18 protein-coding genes are annotated in these 18,687 nt (G+C 71.6%); 6 read left to right on the top strand and 12 right to left on the bottom strand.

Features of this window, described 5'->3' with window-relative positions; all coding sequences use genetic code 11:
- Nucleotides 1-71: 71 nt before the first annotated feature.
- From CFW40_RS31260 to CFW40_RS31250, 3 genes are all read right to left on the bottom strand, one after another.
- Complete coding sequence (locus CFW40_RS31260) at nt 72-548, bottom strand: hypothetical protein (RefSeq protein ID WP_088801123.1); 477 nt, start codon at nt 546-548, stop codon at nt 72-74.
- Nucleotides 549-864: 316 nt separating this feature from the next.
- On the bottom strand, nt 865-1,254 hold the full coding sequence (locus CFW40_RS31255; RefSeq protein WP_088801122.1) for a VOC family protein: 390 nt from the start codon (nt 1,252-1,254) through the stop codon (nt 865-867).
- A gap of 135 nt (nt 1,255-1,389) precedes the next feature.
- Nucleotides 1,390-2,259 (bottom strand): alpha/beta hydrolase, encoded by an 870-nt coding sequence (locus tag CFW40_RS31250; protein ID WP_176956643.1) that lies wholly within the window; start codon nt 2,257-2,259, stop codon nt 1,390-1,392.
- Nucleotides 2,260-2,520: 261 nt separating this feature from the next.
- Here CFW40_RS31250 and CFW40_RS31245 point away from each other — a divergent pair, with 261 nt between their 5' ends.
- Both CFW40_RS31245 and CFW40_RS31240 read left to right on the top strand, forming a co-directional pair.
- Nucleotides 2,521-3,312 carry a DUF4239 domain-containing protein gene (locus CFW40_RS31245; RefSeq protein WP_256331186.1) on the top strand — a complete coding sequence of 264 codons (792 nt, stop codon included), beginning with the start codon at nt 2,521-2,523 and terminating at the stop codon, nt 3,310-3,312.
- A 139-nt stretch (nt 3,313-3,451) separates the two neighbouring features.
- Nucleotides 3,452-3,634, top strand: coding sequence for a hypothetical protein (locus CFW40_RS31240; protein WP_371127054.1), 183 nt, complete (start codon nt 3,452-3,454; stop codon nt 3,632-3,634).
- Here the strand turns inward: CFW40_RS31240 and CFW40_RS31235 are convergent.
- Nucleotides 3,599-4,237 carry a LysE family transporter gene (locus CFW40_RS31235; RefSeq protein ID WP_088802488.1) on the bottom strand — a complete coding sequence of 213 codons (639 nt, stop codon included), beginning with the start codon at nt 4,235-4,237 and terminating at the stop codon, nt 3,599-3,601. The genes CFW40_RS31240 and CFW40_RS31235 overlap by 36 nt on opposite strands.
- A 113-nt stretch (nt 4,238-4,350) precedes the next feature.
- Here CFW40_RS31235 and CFW40_RS31230 point away from each other — a divergent pair, with 113 nt between their 5' ends.
- Entirely contained in the window at nt 4,351-5,274 is a 924-nt protein-coding gene (locus tag CFW40_RS31230) for a LysR family transcriptional regulator (RefSeq protein WP_088801120.1), read from the top strand.
- Nucleotides 5,275-5,291: 17 nt separating this feature from the next.
- On the opposite strand, the gene CFW40_RS31225 is transcribed toward CFW40_RS31230, so the two are convergent.
- From CFW40_RS31225 to CFW40_RS31195, 7 genes are all read right to left on the bottom strand, one after another.
- Nucleotides 5,292-5,504 carry an EF-hand domain-containing protein gene (locus CFW40_RS31225; protein ID WP_086719256.1) on the bottom strand — a complete coding sequence of 71 codons (213 nt, stop codon included), beginning with the start codon at nt 5,502-5,504 and terminating at the stop codon, nt 5,292-5,294.
- 82 nt (nt 5,505-5,586) lie between these two features.
- Nucleotides 5,587-8,043, bottom strand: a complete 2,457-nt coding sequence (gene uvrA, locus CFW40_RS31220; protein ID WP_088801119.1) for an excinuclease ABC subunit UvrA — start codon at nt 8,041-8,043, stop codon at nt 5,587-5,589.
- 34 nt (nt 8,044-8,077) lie between these two features.
- Nucleotides 8,078-9,535: an NAD(P)/FAD-dependent oxidoreductase gene (locus tag CFW40_RS31215; RefSeq protein ID WP_088801118.1), complete on the bottom strand. Its 1,458-nt coding sequence runs from the start codon at nt 9,533-9,535 to the stop codon at nt 8,078-8,080.
- Nucleotides 9,532-9,726 carry a ferredoxin gene (locus CFW40_RS31210; RefSeq protein ID WP_088801117.1) on the bottom strand — a complete coding sequence of 65 codons (195 nt, stop codon included), beginning with the start codon at nt 9,724-9,726 and terminating at the stop codon, nt 9,532-9,534. The genes CFW40_RS31215 and CFW40_RS31210 overlap by 4 nt, the downstream gene beginning before the upstream one ends.
- 132 nt (nt 9,727-9,858) lie before the next feature.
- Nucleotides 9,859-10,923, bottom strand: a complete 1,065-nt coding sequence (locus CFW40_RS31205; protein ID WP_088802487.1) for a hypothetical protein — start codon at nt 10,921-10,923, stop codon at nt 9,859-9,861.
- Nucleotides 10,924-11,061: 138 nt separating this feature from the next.
- Entirely contained in the window at nt 11,062-13,116 is a 2,055-nt protein-coding gene (locus tag CFW40_RS31200) for a restriction endonuclease (protein ID WP_256331187.1), read from the bottom strand.
- A gap of 362 nt (nt 13,117-13,478) precedes the next feature.
- On the bottom strand, nt 13,479-13,832 hold the full coding sequence (locus tag CFW40_RS31195; RefSeq protein ID WP_088801115.1) for a DUF1330 domain-containing protein: 354 nt from the start codon (nt 13,830-13,832) through the stop codon (nt 13,479-13,481).
- 240 nt (nt 13,833-14,072) lie between these two features.
- Here CFW40_RS31195 and CFW40_RS31190 point away from each other — a divergent pair, with 240 nt between their 5' ends.
- Together CFW40_RS31190 and CFW40_RS31185 are read left to right on the top strand one after the other, a co-directional pair.
- Complete coding sequence (locus CFW40_RS31190) at nt 14,073-14,276, top strand: SCO3870 family protein (RefSeq protein ID WP_088801114.1); 204 nt, start codon at nt 14,073-14,075, stop codon at nt 14,274-14,276.
- A 163-nt stretch (nt 14,277-14,439) separates the two neighbouring features.
- Nucleotides 14,440-14,874 carry a VOC family protein gene (locus tag CFW40_RS31185; RefSeq protein WP_088801113.1) on the top strand — a complete coding sequence of 145 codons (435 nt, stop codon included), beginning with the start codon at nt 14,440-14,442 and terminating at the stop codon, nt 14,872-14,874.
- Nucleotides 14,875-14,898: 24 nt separating this feature from the next.
- Here CFW40_RS31185 and CFW40_RS31180 read toward each other — a convergent pair whose 3' ends face one another.
- Nucleotides 14,899-16,461: an AMP-binding protein gene (locus CFW40_RS31180; protein WP_088801112.1), complete on the bottom strand. Its 1,563-nt coding sequence runs from the start codon at nt 16,459-16,461 to the stop codon at nt 14,899-14,901.
- A 310-nt stretch (nt 16,462-16,771) separates the two neighbouring features.
- On the opposite strand from CFW40_RS31180, the gene CFW40_RS31175 reads away from it, so the two are divergent.
- Nucleotides 16,772-18,601 (top strand): alpha-L-fucosidase, encoded by a 1,830-nt coding sequence (locus CFW40_RS31175; protein WP_088801111.1) that lies wholly within the window; start codon nt 16,772-16,774, stop codon nt 18,599-18,601.
- Nucleotides 18,602-18,687 lie beyond the last annotated feature (86 nt).

Genomic DNA, 18,687 nt, shown 5'->3' with positions numbered 1-18,687 from the left:
GGGGGCTGACCGTACGGCGGTGGGCGGGGACCGGCGGACGACGGCCCACCGGTCCCCGCCCACCTTCGGGATCAGAAGACGAACGGTCCCGGGGACTGCGGAGAAGTGGCGTTGCAGGTGGCCGTGACGCCGAAGACCACGACCTTCAGCGAGGTGGCCGCCAGTTTGTCGCCCGTGGCGACCGTACCGCTGAGCGGGCCGGTGGAGACCGGTTTGCCGGCCGGGATCGCCGGGTTGTGGTTGCCGGTGAACGTCGTCGTTCCGGAGCCGTTCTTGGTGAGGGTGAGCGTGGAGCTGACCGTGTTCGCGCCGACGGGTATCGGTGACGTGATCGCCGACGTGGAAAGACTGATGGTCGCCGCCGTGCCGTTCTGGGTCGCGGTGAGTGTCGCCATACCGGAGCCGAAAGCGCCGCAGTTGAACGAGACGGTGGCGGTGCCGGGGGTGACCGCGGCAGCAGCCGGTGCCATCGCCAGTGTGCCCGCGGCGGCGACGGCAACGCCGAGCGCCGTACCGAATCCGAGCGTGCCTGATCTGAGGTATCTCATGGGGGGTACCGCCTTCTTGAGGGGTACAGGCCCATGGCTCCGGCCGTCGGGGGGAATCACGCGGGAACGGCCGGCAGCCACGCAGGAGCCCGCGGTCGGACCCCCGTGCCGACCACCGTCCAGACCTGACGGGTGGTCAGCGACCTGAATCGCTGCCCATTGAGACATGCACCCCTGAAGAGAGCAAGGCAGCCCCCTCATGATTTTTGACGTGCCTACACCAAAACGAGCCATGGTCCGGAGCCGCTTCCCCGGCTGCTGCTGACAGTTGAGGGCCGCAGCCCCGAGCCGGGGTCGCGGCCCCCAGATCGGGCGCTTACGACAGCCGGCCGCCGTACGGCACGGTGATCAGTTCCATGGCATGGCCGGCCGGGTCCATGAAGTACACGCCACAGCCGCCGTCATGGTGGTTGATCTCGCCGGGATGCTGCCGTCGCGGGTCGGCGTAGTGCTCGATGCCGCGCCGCGTGATCCGCGCGTATGCCGCATCGAATTCCTCCTGGGAGACCAGGAAGGCGTAGTGCTGCGGCGTGATGCTTTCCGCGGGAATCGTGGCGAAGTCCAGTGTGACGCCGTTGCTCAGGCCGACGGCGATGAACGGGCCCCACTCCGCGGTGATCTCAAGGTCCAGCAGGTCCACGAAGAACTCGGCGGACTCCCGGTTGTTCCGGGCGTGGATGATCGTGTGGTTCAACTCGACTGACAAGGAATGCCTCCAGGGGCATCTCCCGGACACCTCCATGCCTCACCCAGCCGGTGACCGACACGCGATGTCGCTGCGCATCCTACGTCGAGTTCCGCACCGGCGTCCGCCCCCGCACGCAGGCGGATCAGACTCGGGTCACGACCCCTCGGGCGCGTCCGGAAGTGCGGCGAGTTCACCCAGCACCCGGGCCGCCGGCGCCGCGTCGATCAGCCACTTCAGATGACTGCTGTCGAGCGTGCGGACGTCGTACGGGTTGTGGGGCGTCAGCTCGTTGCCCTCGCGGATCAGCCGGTCCTGCAGCGCGGGCGGCAGACTCACATCACGGGCCAGGCGGACATAGGTTTTGGGTATCCGGCCCCAGGTCGCGGCCTGCGCCCGGTCGTCAGAGGTGCCGACGTCCAGGTTCTCGTCGGGCTGGAAGGTGTTCAGGAGGGTCAGGAACTCCTCGTCGGTGCCGTCGGCGAGGAAGGCCGCCTTGAGCGCAGCGAGGACGTCCCTGTCCGCTGTACGGAAGTTGGTGCGGAGCAGGCCGAGTTCGGCCGGATTCCCGACCATCGCCGGGGCCAGGGAAGCGACGTCGACCGTGGCCATCTCCGGCTCGGTGTAGTAGTCGCCGACGTCGAGCCGGACCGGGCACCAGGCCGAGACGTAGACGATGCGGTCGATCAGTTCCGGCCGGGCATTGGCCGCGGCCGTGGCCGTCATGCCGCCGCGACTGTGCGAGACCAGGATCACGGGGCCGTTCCGCTTGGCCCGTTCCAGAATCCCGATCAGGTACGCGGCGTTGTCGGCAAGCGTCACGCCCTTGATCGAGCCGGGCTCGGCGGCGAGCTCTTCGAGATCCTGCGGTGCCTGATAGGCAAGCGGGTAGGACGCCCCGAATCCGTGGCCGGGCAGGTCGACGGCGACCGAACGGTGCCCGAGGAGGCCGAGTTCGGCCTGGAGCGGCGCGAAGGAGAAGGAGTTCGCGAAAGCTCCGTGGACCAGCACGAACGTCGGTTGCATCTGTCTCTTCACTGCTACTGCTCACCTTCTTGCCTACGCGGCGTCCGGCAGCACCCGTGACGCCGGGCCCGCCCGGTGATCCACACTACCCAGCGGAAGATCATCCGCACTACCGGTACACGTTCTTCCGCTTGCGTACTCGGCCCTCCCGGTGGCGCTCCGGCGCCGGCCGCGCGACAAGGGCGTGTCCGCGGCCCGGTGCGGTCGTTGGCCACCGCGCCGGTGGTGGGCGGGTGTGGCATACATCAGGAGCGTGGAGCAGTGACCCGTTGGATCGTGAACAACCTCCCGTCCTGGTTGCTGCTGGCAGGGCTCGTCGTCGTGATCGCCGGCGGGACGGCAGCCTTCCAGGCGGTCGTCCGGCACCGTTTCCCTCGCCTCAAGCAGGGCGGGCACAACGAGGCCGCAACCTTCGTGTTCCCTGTTGTCGCCGTGGTCTACGGGTTCCTCATCGGCTTCATCGTCCTCGCCCTGTGGGGACAGGTGAACCTGGCAGACCAGACGACCCGGACCGAGGGCGCCGCGGCGGTGCACCTGGCCAGGGGTCGCAACGCGTTCGGCAAGACCGAGAGCGCACGGATCCGGCAGAACCTCATGGAGTACGGACGCGCGGCGACGGCCGAGTGGCCCCTCGCCTCCATCGGCCACGCCACACCCCGGGCCGAGAACGCGCTGAACCGCCTGCAGAGCACGTACGAGAACATCAAGCCCCGCAGCGACGCCCAACGATCCTTCCTCGCCAGCTCGCTCGCGTCCCTGCGGGAATTGAGTCTCGCACGGACGGAACGCCTGCTCGAGGCACGCTCCAACGTCGGCCCACCCCTGTCCTTGTGGATGGTGGTGTTCCTGACCAGTGGACTGGTCCTCGGGTTCTCCGTCATCTTCGACGCCGGGCAGGCCAGGATGCACTACGGGATGATCGCGGCGGTGAGTGTCCTCGTCGCCACCAACCTGTTCCTCGTCACAGAACTCTCCTACCCCTTCCTCGGCGAGTTCTCGACGTCACCGGAGCCCCTGCAGGAGCTGGTCGAGATCCTGTCGCCGCCTCGGTAGAGGTGACCGCGGCGAGTCGCCCGGTGGCCCGCTCACCGGCCTGGTCAACCCGTTCATCGGCAGCCGGAACGACTACCCCGCCGGGCACTTCACCGTCACCGCGCCCGGTACGTCCGCTGCCCGCCGCTATGCGCAGTCGGTGCGTCTGGACGGCGCCGGTCATGACCGGACGTACCTCACCCCCGATGAGCTGCGGTCGGGCCGTGAGCCGGCCTTCACCGTCGGCACGGAGCCGTCCGGCTGGGGCACCGGCGACCGCGCCGCGCCGCCGCCGGTGGGCAGCTCCTCAGCCACGCAGCAGCAGTCCGGTCGCCAGCGCTGAGATCACCACGGCGGAGAGCAGGGAGGTGACCATCCGCCCCCGGGGGCCGGTGAGCGCCCGGCCCAGTACGGTCCCGCCGGCGGCCAGGCACAGTTGCCAGCTCACGGAGGCCAGGGCCACCGCCGTCACGAAGGCGGCGGGACCGGCCACACCGGAGCCGGGCGTGCCCGCGCCGCCGGCGAGGACCAGCGCCGAGAAGTAGAGGATCGCCCAGGGGCTGACCAACGTCAGCCCCAGGAAGGCGAGATAGGCCCGGGCGGGGCGTTGCAGGAGGTTCCCTTGCGGGCCGTGGTGTGTGCGGCGGGTGCGCAGTACTTGGACGGCGGTCCGTAACGCCATGCCGAGCAGGAGGACGGCGGCGAGCACCCGCAGGGGGCCCGCGACGGGTGCGACGGCACGGGAGAGGGCGGCACCGCCGGCCACCGCGGCCAGCGCGTAGAGGCCGTCGGCGGTCGCCACCCCGAGCGCCGCCGAGGCGCCGACCCGGAAGGAGGTCCGGGCGGTCACGCTCACCAGCAGGACGGCCGGCGCACCGACGGGGACAGCCAGGGCGTAGCCCGCCCACAGTCCCGGCAGAAAGGCATCGGTCAGGATCTCGGTCATGCCGTCCAGCGTCGGGCGCGGCAACCGTACGGGTCCATCGGAAGTTTCCGCACGGAACCGTGTGGCGTCTCCGCATGATTCCTCTCCGCATGGTTGCCCCCTACGCTGCGCGCATGATCGATCCCCGGCTCCAGACCTTGCGCGTCCTGCACACCCACGGCACCGTCACCGCGACCGCCGCGGCGCTGCATCTGACACCGTCGACGGTCTCCCAGCAACTGCGTCAGCTCTCGGCCCGGCTCGGGCTGGAACTCCTGGAGCCGGCGGGCCGCAGGGTGCGCCTGACGCCGGCGGCGCTGGCGCTGGTCGAGCACGCCGATGCGCTGTTCCTGCGCTGGGAGGAGGCACGTGCGGATCTCGCGGGGTACGCGGACGGGGTGGCGGGGCGGCTGCGGATCACGGGGGTCGCGACGGCGATCACGGGGGTGATCGCACCGGCGGTGGCCCGGCTGCGCGCCGAGCTGCCGCGGCTGGCGGTGGAGATCGGGGAGGACCCGGACGTGAACCGGTTCGAACTACTGCTGGCCGGGCGGGCGGACATCGCCGTGGTGATCGTGGCGGAGGGCGCCCCGGCCCCTGACGATGCGCGCTTCGTCCAGCGGCCGGTCCTGGCGGAGCCGCAGGATCTGCTGGTGCCGGCCGGACACCGGTTCGCCGGGCGGGCGGCACGGGGCGTGGCGCTGGCCGAGGCGGGCGAGGAGAGCTGGATTCGCGCCGGCGATCCGGCCGATCAGCACCGGCTGCTGCTGACCGCCTGCGCCTCGGCGGGCTTCACCCCGCGGGTGCGCCACCACGCGGTCGACTGGTCCGCGGTCGCGGCGCTGGTCGCGCACGGCTTCGGGATCTGTCTGGTGCCGCGGCTGGCGCCGGTGCCGGAGCGGTACCCGGTCGTCAGGGTGCCGCTGTGCGGGGAGCCCCTTCCCGTACGGCGGTTCGTGGCTGCCGTACGTCGCGGGAGCGAGCGGCAGCCCCCGGTCGCCCGCGGGCTGGCGGCGCTGCGCGCGGCCGCGGGCGAACGGGAGGCGAAGGGGGTGTGAAAAGGCGGGTGCGGAGGTCAGTCCTGCAGGGCCTGCCAGAACTCGTCGAAGGACATCCGGCCGTCGCTGTCGGTGTCCTTGGCCCTGATGACCGCCTCGGCGACCGGGCCGGTGACGAACGGGTCGCCCATCTCGGCCATCGCGTGCTTGAACTCCTCCGGCGTGACCTGGCCGTCGCCGTCCGCGTCGAACCGGGCGAACGCCGCCCTGGCCTTCTCGATGTCTGCCATGAGAGGTGCCCCCTTCGTGGTGCTGCGCAGTGCTGCGCGGTGCTGTTGCCTGCTGATCTGACCTGCGTACATTAGCGGACCGTCAAGAGGCGTCCGGCCGCGCCCTCCGCCGGGCCAGGTAGGGCGCGGTACGGCTCTCCGGTGCCGCAGCGACCTCGGCCGGGGTTCCGGCCGCCACGATCCGGCCGCCGTCCGCGCCGCCGCCGGGGCCGAGGTCGATGACGTGGTCGGCGCCCGCGACCACCCCCATGTCGTGCTCGACGACCACGACGGTGTGCCCGGCGTCGACCAGGCCGTGCAGCTGGCGCAGCAGCACCTCGGTGTCGGCGGGGTGCAGTCCGGTGGTGGGCTCGTCGAGGAGGTAGAGGGTGTGGCCGCGGCGGGTGCGCTGGAGTTCGGTGGCGAGTTTGATGCGCTGCGCCTCGCCGCCGGACAGTTCGGTGGCGGGCTGGCCGAGCCGCAGATAGCCCAGGCCCACGTCCTGGAGGGTGCGCAGGCTGCGGGCCGCCGCGGGGAGATCGGCCAGGAAGCCGGCGGCGGCGTCGACGGTCATCGCCAGGACGTCGGCGACGGTCCGGTCCCGGTAGGTGATCTCCAGTGTTTCGGGGCGGTAGCGGGCGCCGTGGCAGTCGGTGCAGGGGGCGTACGTACCCGGCAGGAAGAGGAGTTCGACGGCGACGAAGCCCTCGCCCTGGCAGGTCTCGCAGCGGCCGCCGGCGACGTTGAAGGAGAACCGCCCGGGGGCGTAGCCGCGGGCGCGGGCCTCGTCGGTGGCGGCGAAGACCTTGCGCACCGCGTCGAAGAGCCCGGTGTAGGTGGCGAGGTTGGAGCGCGGGGTGCGGCCGATCGGCTTCTGGTCGACGCGGACCAGCCGGTCGATCGCCTCCAGGCCCTCGGCGGCGGTGAGCCGGGCGCGGGCCATCGGTCCGGCGGCGTCGCCGTCGGCGGCGTCCTGCTGGTCCTCGACCGCGCCGAGATGGTCCCGTACGGCGTCCGCGAGGACGCGGGTGACCAGCGTTGATTTACCCGATCCCGAGACACCCGTGACGGCGGTGAAGACGCCGAGCGGGAAGGCCGCCTCCAGGCCGCGCAGATTGTGCAGGGTGACGCCGCGCAGGGTGAGGGTGCCCGAGGGGCTGCGCACCGGGCGCGCGGCGGGAGGCGCGGGCTCGAAGAGGAACCGGCGGGTGGCGGAGGCAGGGGCGTCGGCGAGCGCGGCGACGGGGCCGCTGTGCAGGACCTGCCCGCCGTGTTCCCCGGCGTGCGGGCCCACGTCCACGATCCAGTCGGCGCGGCGCACCACGTCCATGTCGTGCTCGACGACGAACAGCGAGTTGCCCGCTTCCTTGAGCCGCCCCAGGACCGTGAGCAGGGACTCCGTGTCGGCGGGGTGCAGGCCGGCGGAGGGCTCGTCCAGGACGTAGACGACGCCGAAGAGACCGGAGCGCAGCTGGGTGGCCAGCCGCAGCCGCTGGAGTTCGCCGGCCGACAGGGTGGGCGCCGGCCGGTCCATGCTCAGGTACCCCAGGCCGAGTTCGGTGAGGACGTCGATACGGGCCACCAGGTCGCGGGCGAGTACCGGTGCCACCTCGTCGTCGGCCCGCCCGGCGGTGGGCCGCAGCAGCCGGGCGAGGGCGCTCAGCGGACGGCCCGCGAGGGTGGCGATGTCGTGGCCCTCGAAGGTGACGGCCAGCGCCTCGGGACGCAGCCGCCGCCCGTGGCACACCGGGCATGGCTCGGCGACCATGAACCCCTGGACGCGCCTGCGCAGGGTCTCGCTCTTGGAGTCGGCGAAGGTGTGCAGCACATAGCGTTTGGCGCTCATGTACTGGCCCTTGTAGGGGCGTTGGATCCGGCCCACGTCACGGACCGGGTGCACGGTGACGACGGGCTGCTCGTCGGTGAACAGGATCCAGTCCCGGTCGGTCTGCGGCAGCTCGCGCCAGGGCCGGTCGATGTCGTGGCCGAGGGCGTCGAGGATGTCACGGAGGTTCTTGCCCTGCCAGGCCCCGGGCCAGGCGGCGATGGCGCCCTCGCGGAGGGTGAGCGAGGGGTCGGGGACGAGGGAGTCCTCGGTGACGCGGTGGACGGTGCCCAGCCCGTGGCACTCCGGGCAGGCGCCGGCCGCGGTGTTGGGCGAGAAGGCGTCGGAATCGAGACGTTCCGTCACGTCCTCCGGGTAGTCGCCGGCGCGGGAGAAGAGCATGCGCAGGGTGTTGGAGAGGGTGGTGACGGTGCCGACCGAGGAGCGGGAGGTGGGCGCGGAGCGGCGCTGTTCCAGGGCGACGGCGGGCGGCAGGCCGGTGATGTCCTCGACCTTGGGCGCGCCGACCTGGTGGATCAGCCGCCGGGCATAGGGGGCCACCGACTCGAAGTAGCGGCGTTGCGCCTCGGCGTAGAGGGTGCCGAAGGCGAGGGAGGACTTGCCCGATCCGGACACCCCGGTGAACGCGACCAGCGCGTCCCTCGGGATGTCCACATCGACGGAGCGGAGATTGTGCTCACGGGCGCCGCGCACCCGTACGTACGAGTCGGCCATGCGTCCATGATCGGGCACGACCGCGGGTGCACGCTCAGCCGGCCGCCGTGGCGGCGGCGATCCGCTCGCGCGCCTCCTCCCAGGGCAGGGGCGCGGCGATGACCGCGCGCAGCGCCCTGACCCGGCGGGGCGGGAGCCCGGCCGCGAGCACGCCGACGGCGCGGCCGTCCCGCCCGTAGAGCGCAACGGCACGGCGCGCCGCCCGGTCCAGGACGGTGGTCTCGACCCGGTCGGCGCCCGCCGTCAGCCCGTACGCCTGGATCTTGACGGCGTACTGATCGGACCAGAAGTACGGCACGGGGGCGAACGGGCGGCGCTCCGGCGCGGGGGCGGCGTCCTCGGCCCCGGCGACGGCCTCGGCCCCGGCGGGACCGGACGCCTCCGCGGCGAGTTCGGCCAGGAGGTTGCGGGCCGCGGCCATGCCCTGTTCGGTGGCGTTCATCCGGTGCTCGAAGCGCAGCGGGCGGCCGTGGACCGGATGGTCCCAGCGGGCCACATCGCCCGCGGCATAGACACCCGGGGCGGCGGCGCAGTACGCGTCGCAGCGCAGTCCGTCGCTGATGTCCAGGGCCGGGTCGTCCAGCCAGTCGACGGCGGGCCGGGAGCCGATCGCCAGCAGCACGAGGTCCGCGGGCAGCCGGCTGCCTCCCCCTCCCCCGGCGGCCACGCCCTCACCGGCGGGGCTACCCCCCTCGGCCAGTCGTACGGCGGTGAGCCGCGGTGCGCCGGCACCGGGCAGGTCGCCGCCACCGGCCGGGTCCGCGGGCACCGTTTCGAAGCCGTCCACCGCTCCGGTGAGCAGCCGGACGCCGCGGGCGCGGTGCTCCTCGGCGAGCAGTTCGCCGACCTCGGTGCCGACGGCGGCGGCCATCGGTGTCGCCTCGATGCCGACGAGGGTGACCTCGTGGCCCAACTCCCGTGCCACCGCGGCAGCTTCACAGCCCAGTACACCGTTTCCGACGATCACCACCCGTCGGCCACCTCCCCCTCCCCCGGCGGCTACGCCCTCACTGCCGGGGGGACCCCCATGGGCCAGCCGGCCCCGCAGGGCCAGCGCGTCGTCGAGGGTGCGCAGGGTGTGCACTCCGGCGATGCGGTCGGCGCCGGGCAGGGAACGGGCCGCGACACCGGTCGCAATGATCACGCCGGCGCAGCGCAGCGTCCCCCGCTCCCGGCCTTCCGCGAGCGGGGAAGCCCCCACACCACCGTCGAGCGTGAGGGTGCGGCCGGCCACGTCGAGCCCGGTGGCGCGGGTGCCGAGTCGCAGGTCGAGGTCGAGCGGAGCCAGCTGGTCCGCGGTGCGCAGCAGCAGCTTCTCCGGCGTCCAGGCGCCGTGCAGCAGCTGTTTGGACAACGGTGGCCGGTCGTAAGGAAGATGGGGCTCGTCACCGATGAGGGTGAGCGGGCCGCGCCAGCCGAAGCGGCGCAGCGCCTCGGCCGCGGCGAGGCCGGCCGCCGAGGCGCCGACGACGGCGATCGGCAGCCCGGTCACGCGTCCACCTCGATCACGGCGGCCGGGCAGATGGCGGCCGCTTCGCGAACCGCGTCGTGCTGTCCGGCGGGCGGTTCGGCGTCGAGCAGCACCACCACGCCGTCCTCGTCGCGCTGGTCGAAGACCTCGGGGGCGATCAGCACGCACTGGCCGGCGGCACAGCACTTGTCGGCGTCGAGGGTGATCTTCACGTCAGTGGGCTCCATTGCTGTGAGGTGACGTGGGAACAAACGACCGGGACACCCCAGGAGTGCCCGGTGGCGGGCGCATTCCGGCAGGGAGCGGGCAGAGAGAGGCCTCCGCGGAATCAGCCACAACGGCCGTCAGCCGAGGGGCGCGCCGTACCTCCCGCCGGCCACCCGGCGGATCTGCTCCAGCGGGTACGGGGTCTGTCTGCTCTCCTTGTGCACCTTGCGGAAGAACTCCGCCATCACCGCGGCGAGCGGCGCATGCCGGGCGATGAACTCCGCGGCCGGGACCGGGATTCCCGAGGGCGGCTCGCCGCCGGCGCAGACGCGCACCCACGCGTCGCGCTCGTCCCTGCTGTACCCGTACAGAGCGGTGACCAGCCAGCGCACCAGGTACGTGACGGTGTAGCAACGGTCATAGGTCCGATGCCGTTCGAAGAAGCCGGCCTCGTCCGGCGACAGCTCGAACCGGGAGGAGACCGCGAGGCCGTAGTCCGTGAAGAAGAGGCGCCGGCCGTCGGTCAGGATGTTCTCGAAGTGTGCGTCGAAGTGCAGGAGTCCGCGTGCGTTCATGAACGAGGTGCCGGCTTCCAGCTCCCTCTCGACCATGGCGCATGCCCGGCCGGCCGCCTCGTCACCGGCTTGGAACTGCATGCCCATCCAGTCGTGCAGGTTCTGCGGGATGTACTCCAGGAACAGCGCGACCGTCGCCGACGACCCCTGGAGCCCTTCGATACGGCTGCGCACCTCCGGTCCGCCGCCCCAGTAGGCGACGGCCTTTTCCACGTCCGCCAGTTCCCCGGGAAGCGGCCTCGCCGGCTCCGGCAGCACCCGCCAGTGATACATCAGGGGGAAGCCCTCGTACTCCCCCGCCAGTACCCAGTTCGTCGTCATGGTGTGCACGGCCAGTTCCCGCCAGGCCCCGAATCCCGGGCTGCCGAGGCCGTACTGGAGGAAGGGCGGCACTCCGAACACGTTTGCCGTGGACCGGACGTGTTCCGGCTGTCTCTCCCGATCGGTCAGGGACACCTGCTTCACGAAGACCGGGGTTCCGGAAACCTCCAGCAGCGCCGATTTTCCACCGATGCCGGAGCCGAGCGGCGCGGCCGCGTCCACGAGCTCGCGCAGTCCGCGATCACTCACAAGGGCCAGGGAGGTGGAAACGTCGCTGTGGGCGGTCAGACGAGCGCCATGGGACATGTTGGGGAGCCTCACCCCTCCCTCCCTGGCCACCACGTTTTCATGGCCTCCATCCGTCCACGACCTCCCCTGTCTCCATGGCGTCCATCGGTGCCGGCCGACCCGCCCAGGGCCACGCCCCGGCCCGGAAAGCCGCCTTCAGGCGACCTCGATGCCGTACTCCTGCACCAGCGCTTCCAGGCCGCCGGGAAAGCCCTTGCCGCCGATCACGAAGTCCCAGTCGCCGCCCTCCCGTTGGCGGAACGATCCGAGGACCAGCGCGGTCTCGCCCTGCCGTCCGTCCGAGACCTCCAGGGTGCCCAGCTCCTCCCCCGAGGCGTCGAGCAGACGTATCCGGGCGTCGGTGAAGCCGGAGAGATCGGCGTCGGGGTTGACCTGGGGGTCGATCGCCGCGACCAGGACCAGCCGGTCGGCGGCCGGGGGGAGCGCCTCGAACCGCACCTGCATCGCGGCCCGGTCGGGGGCGAAGCCGGGCAGCATCCGGACCGAACCGTCGGGACTGCGGGGGTTGTTGTAGAAGACGAAGTGATCGTCGCTGAGCACGTCGGCGCCCTTGCACACCAGGGCACAGACATCGAGGGCGACCTCCCCGGACCAGTTCATACCGAGGATGTTGTGGTCCGCCGCCTCCTCGGTGGCGGACGGGCCGGACGGGGCGTCCCCGCCGAGCCGTCCGCGCAGCCCGTAACGGCCGAGCAGATCGACGAGTTCGGGGCCGGCGATGAGGCTGAGGGGTTTGCCGTTGGCGAAGGTGTGGGCGCCGGGACCGAACCGGGAGGTGGTCACCAGCACGCCCTTGTTGGCGCCTTCGGACTGGACGGTGCCGTACAGGTCGCGGACGGCGGTCGGCGGGACGGTGTTGCGGTAGCGCTTGACCTGCACGATGATCTTGCCGCCGCGGATCGGATCGGGGTCCAGCGCATCCACGTCGACCCCGCCGTCGCCGGAACGCTGGGTGGTCACGGCCTGCATGCCCATGGCGCGGAACAGCTCGGCGATCAGGTTCTCGAACGCGATCGGATCCATCTCGTAGAGATCCGGTTCGCCCTCCGCGCCGTGCGAGACGACCCCGCCGCCCACGTCTGCCGGCAGGCGCACCGGGCGGACCGCGGTCCGCTGGTCGGGGCGGGCGGCGAGCTGCCCGCGCAGCCCGTCGGTCAGGCATTCCACCGCGCTGACCTGCTCAAGGCGGAAGGTGTCGAAGGAACTGCGGGGAGCCATCACGGTCGCGAGATACACCTGGGCCGGGCGGCCGGTCACCGGGTCCACATCGTCCACGAATCCGTTCAGCGCCACCGAGTCCAGCGTGCCGTAACCATCGGCGGCGAAGAGGTCGCGCAGCACCAGCAGCACGCTCTGGGCCAGCACTTCGCGGTAGAGCGCGCGTCGCTGCGTGGCCGGCCTGGCGGTCTCCTTCTCCTGGTCAGCGGTGGGCATATAGCGGACGGACTTGGTCTCCGGGACGATGTCGTAGCCCGGGAGCTCCCAGTCCAGGACGAGCTGACGGGCCGTCGGGTCGTAGGCCGCCGCGATCTGCCGGGGAAAGCCCTCCGGCCAGGCCGTGGAGGAGTACAGCGCGGCGGAGAAGTACTCGACGGCCGCGTCCGCGTCGCCGGCGCGCAGGCCCGACAGCAACTCCTCGATGCCGGAGTTGTGCTGCCGGATCTCAGCCAGGGCGCCCGCGGCCCACTGGTCGTACTGCTGCCGGTAGGCGGCGAGTTGGGCCTGCCGGCGGCTCTCCGCTGCCTGCGCCGTGTACCAGTCCTGCTCGTAGCGGGCGCGGGCCTCCTCCTGGGCACGGTCCCGGCGGGCGCCGAGGTGCCAGCCGCCCGTCGGCGCGTGATAGCGGGCCGGGTCGGGCATCGGTACCGGCGTGGCGAGGGCGCCGGGCGCGAACTCCTCGATCCGCTCGGGGCGCAGCAGCGCGGCGGCGGAGAAGGCGGGGGCGCGGCAGCCGTCGGCGAGCAGGCCGGTCAGGGCGGTGACGCGGGCGTCAAGTTCCTCGGTCCGCCGGCGGGCGTCGGCCTCGCGTTGCTGCCGGTAGGCCGCCTGCCGCTCACGGTGCATCCGCGCCATGGCGCGTTCGGCGTCCCGTGCCTGCCGTTCCTGGTCGCGCTGCTGCTGTGCTCGCGCGCGGCGCTGGGCTTCCTGCTGGCGCTGCTGCTGACGCTGCGCCTCGGCCCAGACGGCCATTAATCCATGGGAACGGCGGCTCATATCGCTGTGTGTCCTCCCCCCGGGGTGAACTGCCCCCGGAACCCTGTGGAAGCGGTTTCACCTGCGTTGTTGGGTGAAACTCTAGCGGGGGTGCGAGAGGCTGGTCACGGTTGGGGAAGAAGAATCCGCGCCTTCGTGCGGAGCCCGCCGACGCGGCTTCCGGAACCGCTCCGGGGAGGGCGCCCGGGTCGCCCGGCCCCTGTTGCGGGCCGGTCCGGACGCCGGCCGGCCACCACTGCGGAACGGTCCCCGGCATCGCCCCGCTCTCGTCCCGGAGGCGCCGTTGCGGACCGGTCGCCGCCGTCATCCCGACGCCGATACGGGAACGCAGCCCGTCCTCACCCCTCGGCCGGCCCCGCCGCCGCCCGCAGCCTCGCCGCCGTCACGGCCGGGTCGTAACCGTCGGGCACCCCCGGCACCAGCACCACATCACCGTCGATGTGCCGGGTACGCAGCGGCAGGATCTCCGCATAGGCGGGCGAGTCGTACCAACCGCGGGCCCGTGCCAGGTCGGGGAAGGCGATGACGACCACGGTTCCCGGCCAGTCACCTTCCGTGACCTCCACTTCGGAGCCGTGGACGAGGAAGCGACCGCCGAAGGGGTCCAGGGTCGCCTGGATCTTCTCGATGTAGTCGAAGATCTCCGGATGCGGGGCGGCGGGGCGGAAGTGGGCGATGGCGTATGCCGTCATGGGACTGCCTTTCCGGCGTGGGGTGGCTGGTGCGTCGGTGTCCACGTTCCCAGTCCTCGCGGTACGGGTCGATTACCTCGGGAGTAAGACTGCAGGAACCGGGCGGGGGACGCCGGTTGGCGCGGAGTGAACCAGGACCTGTGCACAGTCTCGCCGTTGCTCATGTCTGATCACCGGGTGACGAGATCGCCTTAGACTCGACGGACACCGTGCCGGATCACAGTGAAGAGAGGAGATGAAATGAAGCAGCCACCACCCTTCGCCTCCTTGGCCGCCGCACTCGCGGCGCTCGGGACGGTGCTGGGCTTTCTCGCAGTCCAGTTGCGTACGGACGGTTACGAGCAGTACGTCGAGTCCGTGGCCACCGCCAGCGTCGTGATGTGGACGACCGCCTGCCTGACGGTCGTGACCTGGTCCCGCTGGCGCCAGGGGAAAACGAACTGAGTTCTCCACACACCGACGGGCGCCGGGGCATCAGCCCCGGCGCCCGTCGCACGCGGCTCGGTCCCGCCACCACTGCCACACCGGCCCACCGGCCGTACGGAGCTGAGCACCTTGCCGACAGTGCATGCCGACGCGCCGTGACCGCCGTCGGTAGAGTCCGGCCATGGCATACACCTTCCAGGTAACCGTTGACTCGGCCGCCCCGCACTCGCTCGCCGACTGGTGGGCCGACGCCCTCGGCTGGGAGGTGGAGCCGAGCGACGAGACGTTCATCCGCCGGATGATCGCCGAGGGCCGGGCGAGTGAGGACGACACCACTACCCACCACGGCACCCTCGTATGGAAGGCCGGCGCCGCGATCCGCCATCCGGAGGGCCTGGAGCGGGCGCCGCGCATCCTCTTCCAGCTCGTGACGGAGCCCAAGGTGGCCAAGAACCGCGTCCACCTGGACGTGCGTACGGGCCCCGACGATCCGCACACCGTGGTCGAGCGGCTGATCGCCAAGGGGGCCACGCTCCTGCACCACGGCAAGCAGGGGCCCTTTGCCTGGACCACACTCGCCGACCCGGAGAACAACGAACTCTGCGTCTCGTCATGACTCGGGGGCGGGCGGGCCCGAGGCTCAGATGGCGCGGTGGTGCTCCGCCCAGTACGGGTCCCGCAGCTGCCTCTTGAAGAGCTTTCCCGACTCGTCCCGCGGCAGCAGCTCCTCGAAGACCACGGCCCGGGGGACCTTGTACCCGGCAAGCCGCCCGGCGACATGGGCGCGTACCTCCTCGGCGCTGAGCAGCACGCCGGGTTCGGTCTGCAGATGGGCGGCGAGGACTTCGCCGAACTCCTCATCGGGGATACCGAAGACCGCCACGTCACGGACCCCGTCGAGGGCGAGCAGGCAGCCTTCGATCTCCGCGGGGTAGATGTTGACGCCACCGGAGATGACCATGTCGTTCCGGCGGTCGCTGAGGAAGAGATAGCCGTCCGCGTCGAGATGGCCGATGTCGCCGATGGTGACGTATCCGGGCAGGCCAGGTGCTTCCATGGCGGCGCGCCGGGCGGGGTCGCCGAGGTAGGTGAACGGGGGCCAGCCGTCGCCGGGCTTCAGGTAGATGTCACCGGTGGCTCCGGCCGGCAGCGGCTCGCCGCCGGGGCCGATGACCGCCACCTCGCAGGTTCCGGTGGCGCGTCCGACGGTGCCGGGGTGGGCCAGCCACTCGGCGCTGTCGCACCAGGTCACGGCGCCGGTCTCGCTGCCGCCGTAGTACTCCCGCAGTACCGGTCCCAGCCAGTCGATCATGGCGTACTTGATGTGCGGCGGACAGGGCGCCGCGGCGTGTACGACGGAGGTGAGCGAGGACAGGTCGTAGCGCTCGCGTACGTCCTTCGGCAGCCGCAGCAACCGTACGAACATCGTCGGCACGACCTGCACCTGCTCGATGCGGTGATGTGCGATCAGCCGCAGGAATTCCTCCGCGTCGAAGCGCGGCATGAGGGTGATGTCCAGGCCGGCCGCGAGGGCGAGGACGGCGTGCTGGCTGGGAGAGGCGTGGTAGAGCGGCGCGGGGATGAGCGTGCGTCCGCCGGGGGCGACGGCGAAGCGCTCCAGGAATAACCGCACCCCTTCCTCCAGCTGCTGGGGAGCGACGGGTTCGCGCAGAACTCCCTTGGGAAGCCCGGTGGTTCCGGAGCTGTAGATCACGGTGGGCGGGCGCTCCCCGGCGGCCTGGTCCAGCGGGGCAAAGCCTTCCAGCCACCGGTCGAGCAGCGGGTGCTCTCCCGTGGCGGGCGGTACGGCGATCCCGCAAGCGGCCGCGACCCCGGCGGGAACGGCGGCCTCGACGATCCGTACGCCGTCGGGGAGCACGGCGGTCACCGCCGCCAGCAGGTCGCTGTGCGCAAAGACGACCTTGCTGCCGCTGTCGGTGAGCACATGCCGCAGGTCGTCCTGGCGGAAGTGCCAGTTGACGGGTACCGCCGAGGCGCCCAGCAGGGCGGCCCCGGTGGTGATCTCCAGATGGGCGGGCTCGTTGCGCATCACGACGGCGATCCGGTCGCCGGGCTCGACTCCCGCCGCCCGCAGCCCGGTGGCGATCCGCGCCGCGCGGTCGAGGAAGGACGGATAGTCGCGTTCATGGCCCGCGCAGCGAATGGCCGGGGCGCCGGCGGCGGACGGGACGACGGCTTCCATGGTGCCTCCAGTGAATGCGACCGGAAGGCCCATTGAACCGACAAGTCCGGTGGTTATCCAGAGCGCCCGCTGCCGGCCGGCACTCCCCCGGGCCCGCGGCGACGTCCCTTCCGGCCGCTCTCCCCGACGCCCCACTGAGATCCGAGGTCTTGCGCCCCTGAGGCCTCCGTCTCCCCCAACTCCCCTCCGATTTCCGGCAGATGCTCCGATGTTTGGCGCGTCCGGGGTCTTCCGGTCCGCGTGCGGCCCCTGCACCATGCGGGGTGGCACAGGAGGCACGTACGTGACCAACTGACCCGAGGAGCGAGCGATGCTCAGCCGCACCAGACCGTTCCGGCTGCTGGGGCCCATGGGGGTGCTGGGCGCCCTGCTGCTGGCCGCAGGCAGCCCCGTGGCCGCCGCACAGCCCCCGCCGCGGCCCGCCGCAGGCCCCGGAGCCAACCACGCGACCGACGATCCCTTCACCTCGTCGCGCACCTCGTGGTGGCGTCAGGACCGCTTCGGGATGTTCATCCACTTCGGCGCGTACTCCAACCTGGAGGGCGAGTACACCCGGCCCGACGGCACGGTGTGCCGCAACGCGGAGTGGATCAAGCGCGAGTGCGAGATCCCGGACGACGTGTACGAGAAGCAGGCCGCAACCTTCAACCCGTCCGCCTTCGACGCCGGGGCGATCGTCCGGGCGGCCAAGGACGCCGGCCAGCGCTATATCGTCATCACGGCCAAGCACCACGACGGCTATGCGATGTGGCCGACGCGGCAGAACACCTGGAATTTGCGCGACCACTCGGCCTTCGACCCGCACCGCGACATCCTCGCCGAGCTGAAGAAGGCCGCCGACGCCGCCGGGATCAAACTCGGCTTCTACTACTCGATCTGGGACTGGCACGACCCGGACTTCGCCGGCCCGGCGACCTTCCCGCGCTACAAGAAGCGGATGTACGGCCAGCTCAAGGAGCTGATCGACAGCTACGACCCGGCGCTGTTGTGGTTCGACGGCGAATGGGACGCGGACAACCCCACCAACCGCTGGTCGCGTCAGGACGGCGCCGACCTCCAGGCGTATCTGCACGGGCTGAACCCCCACCTGATCGTCAACAACCGCGTCGGCAAACGCGAGGTGGTCGACGGGGACTTCGGCACGCCGGAGCAGGAGATTCCCGCCGAGCCCGTCGACGGGCAGCTGTGGGAGAGCTGTATGACGCTCAACGACCACTGGGGCTACGCCAGGTACGACACCCACTGGAAGCCGGCGGCGACGGTGGTGCGCAATCTGCTGGAGGTGGCGAGCCGCGGCGGCAACTATCTGCTCAACGTGGGCCCCGACAAAACCGGGCGCATCCCGCAGCCGTCCGTCGACCGGCTGCGCGAGACCGGCCGGTGGCTGGGCGCGTACGGCCAGGGCGACGCGGTCCACGGGGCCGGATACACCGGACTGGTGGCGGACCCGTCCTGGGGCACGGTCTCCCGGCGGGGCGGCACGCTGTACGCCGCGGTCACCTCCTGGCCGGCCGCCGGCGCGCCGCTGCACCTCACCGCCAAGGGGCGGTTCGAGATCACCGCGGCCCGGGTGCTGGGCAGTTCTCAGCAGGTGAAGGTCGCCCGGGCCGGAGACGGTTTCGACCTGACGCCGTCCGGCACCGCCACCGGTCCGCTCGCCACCGTCATCCGGCTCACGATCACACCACCGGCCGACGCACCGGCCGGCACCGGAACGGGACTGACGGCGCGGAGCTGGGCGAACGGCTCCTTCACCGGCCCGCCCGCGGTGACCACCGTCGACCCGACGGTGAACAAGGCCTACCGCTTCGACGGCTCCCCAGACCCGGCGATCCCCGCCGATCACTTCAGCACCCGCTGGACCGGCAGCATTCAGCCGCGCTTCGACGAGACGTACACCTTCACCGCCGTCTCCGACGACACCGTGCGGCTGTGGATCGACGGCAAGCTCGTGATCGACAACACCACGCCGCACGGCCCGAAGGCCGACAAGGGGACCGTCACCCTGCGGGCCGGTCACCGGCACAGCATCCGGCTCGACCACACGGAGCAGACCGGGGAGGCCTATATGAAGCTGCTGTGGTCCAGCCCGAGTCAGCCTCAGCAGATCGTGCCGCAGCGGCAGCTCTACGCCGACTGACCGCGGCCGCACCGGCCGGCCACGGACGGGCGGTGGGCGGGCGGACAGAGACGGACGGGCGGGAAAAGTTCCACCCCCGGTTGGGC

Origin of the sequence: Streptomyces sp. 2114.4 (assembly GCF_900187385.1) — a bacterium.
Classification (GTDB): domain Bacteria; phylum Actinomycetota; class Actinomycetes; order Streptomycetales; family Streptomycetaceae; genus Streptomyces; species Streptomyces mooreae.
The sequence above is the reverse complement of the archived record's forward strand: the minus strand, read 5'-3'. Positions and strand labels throughout refer to the sequence as shown.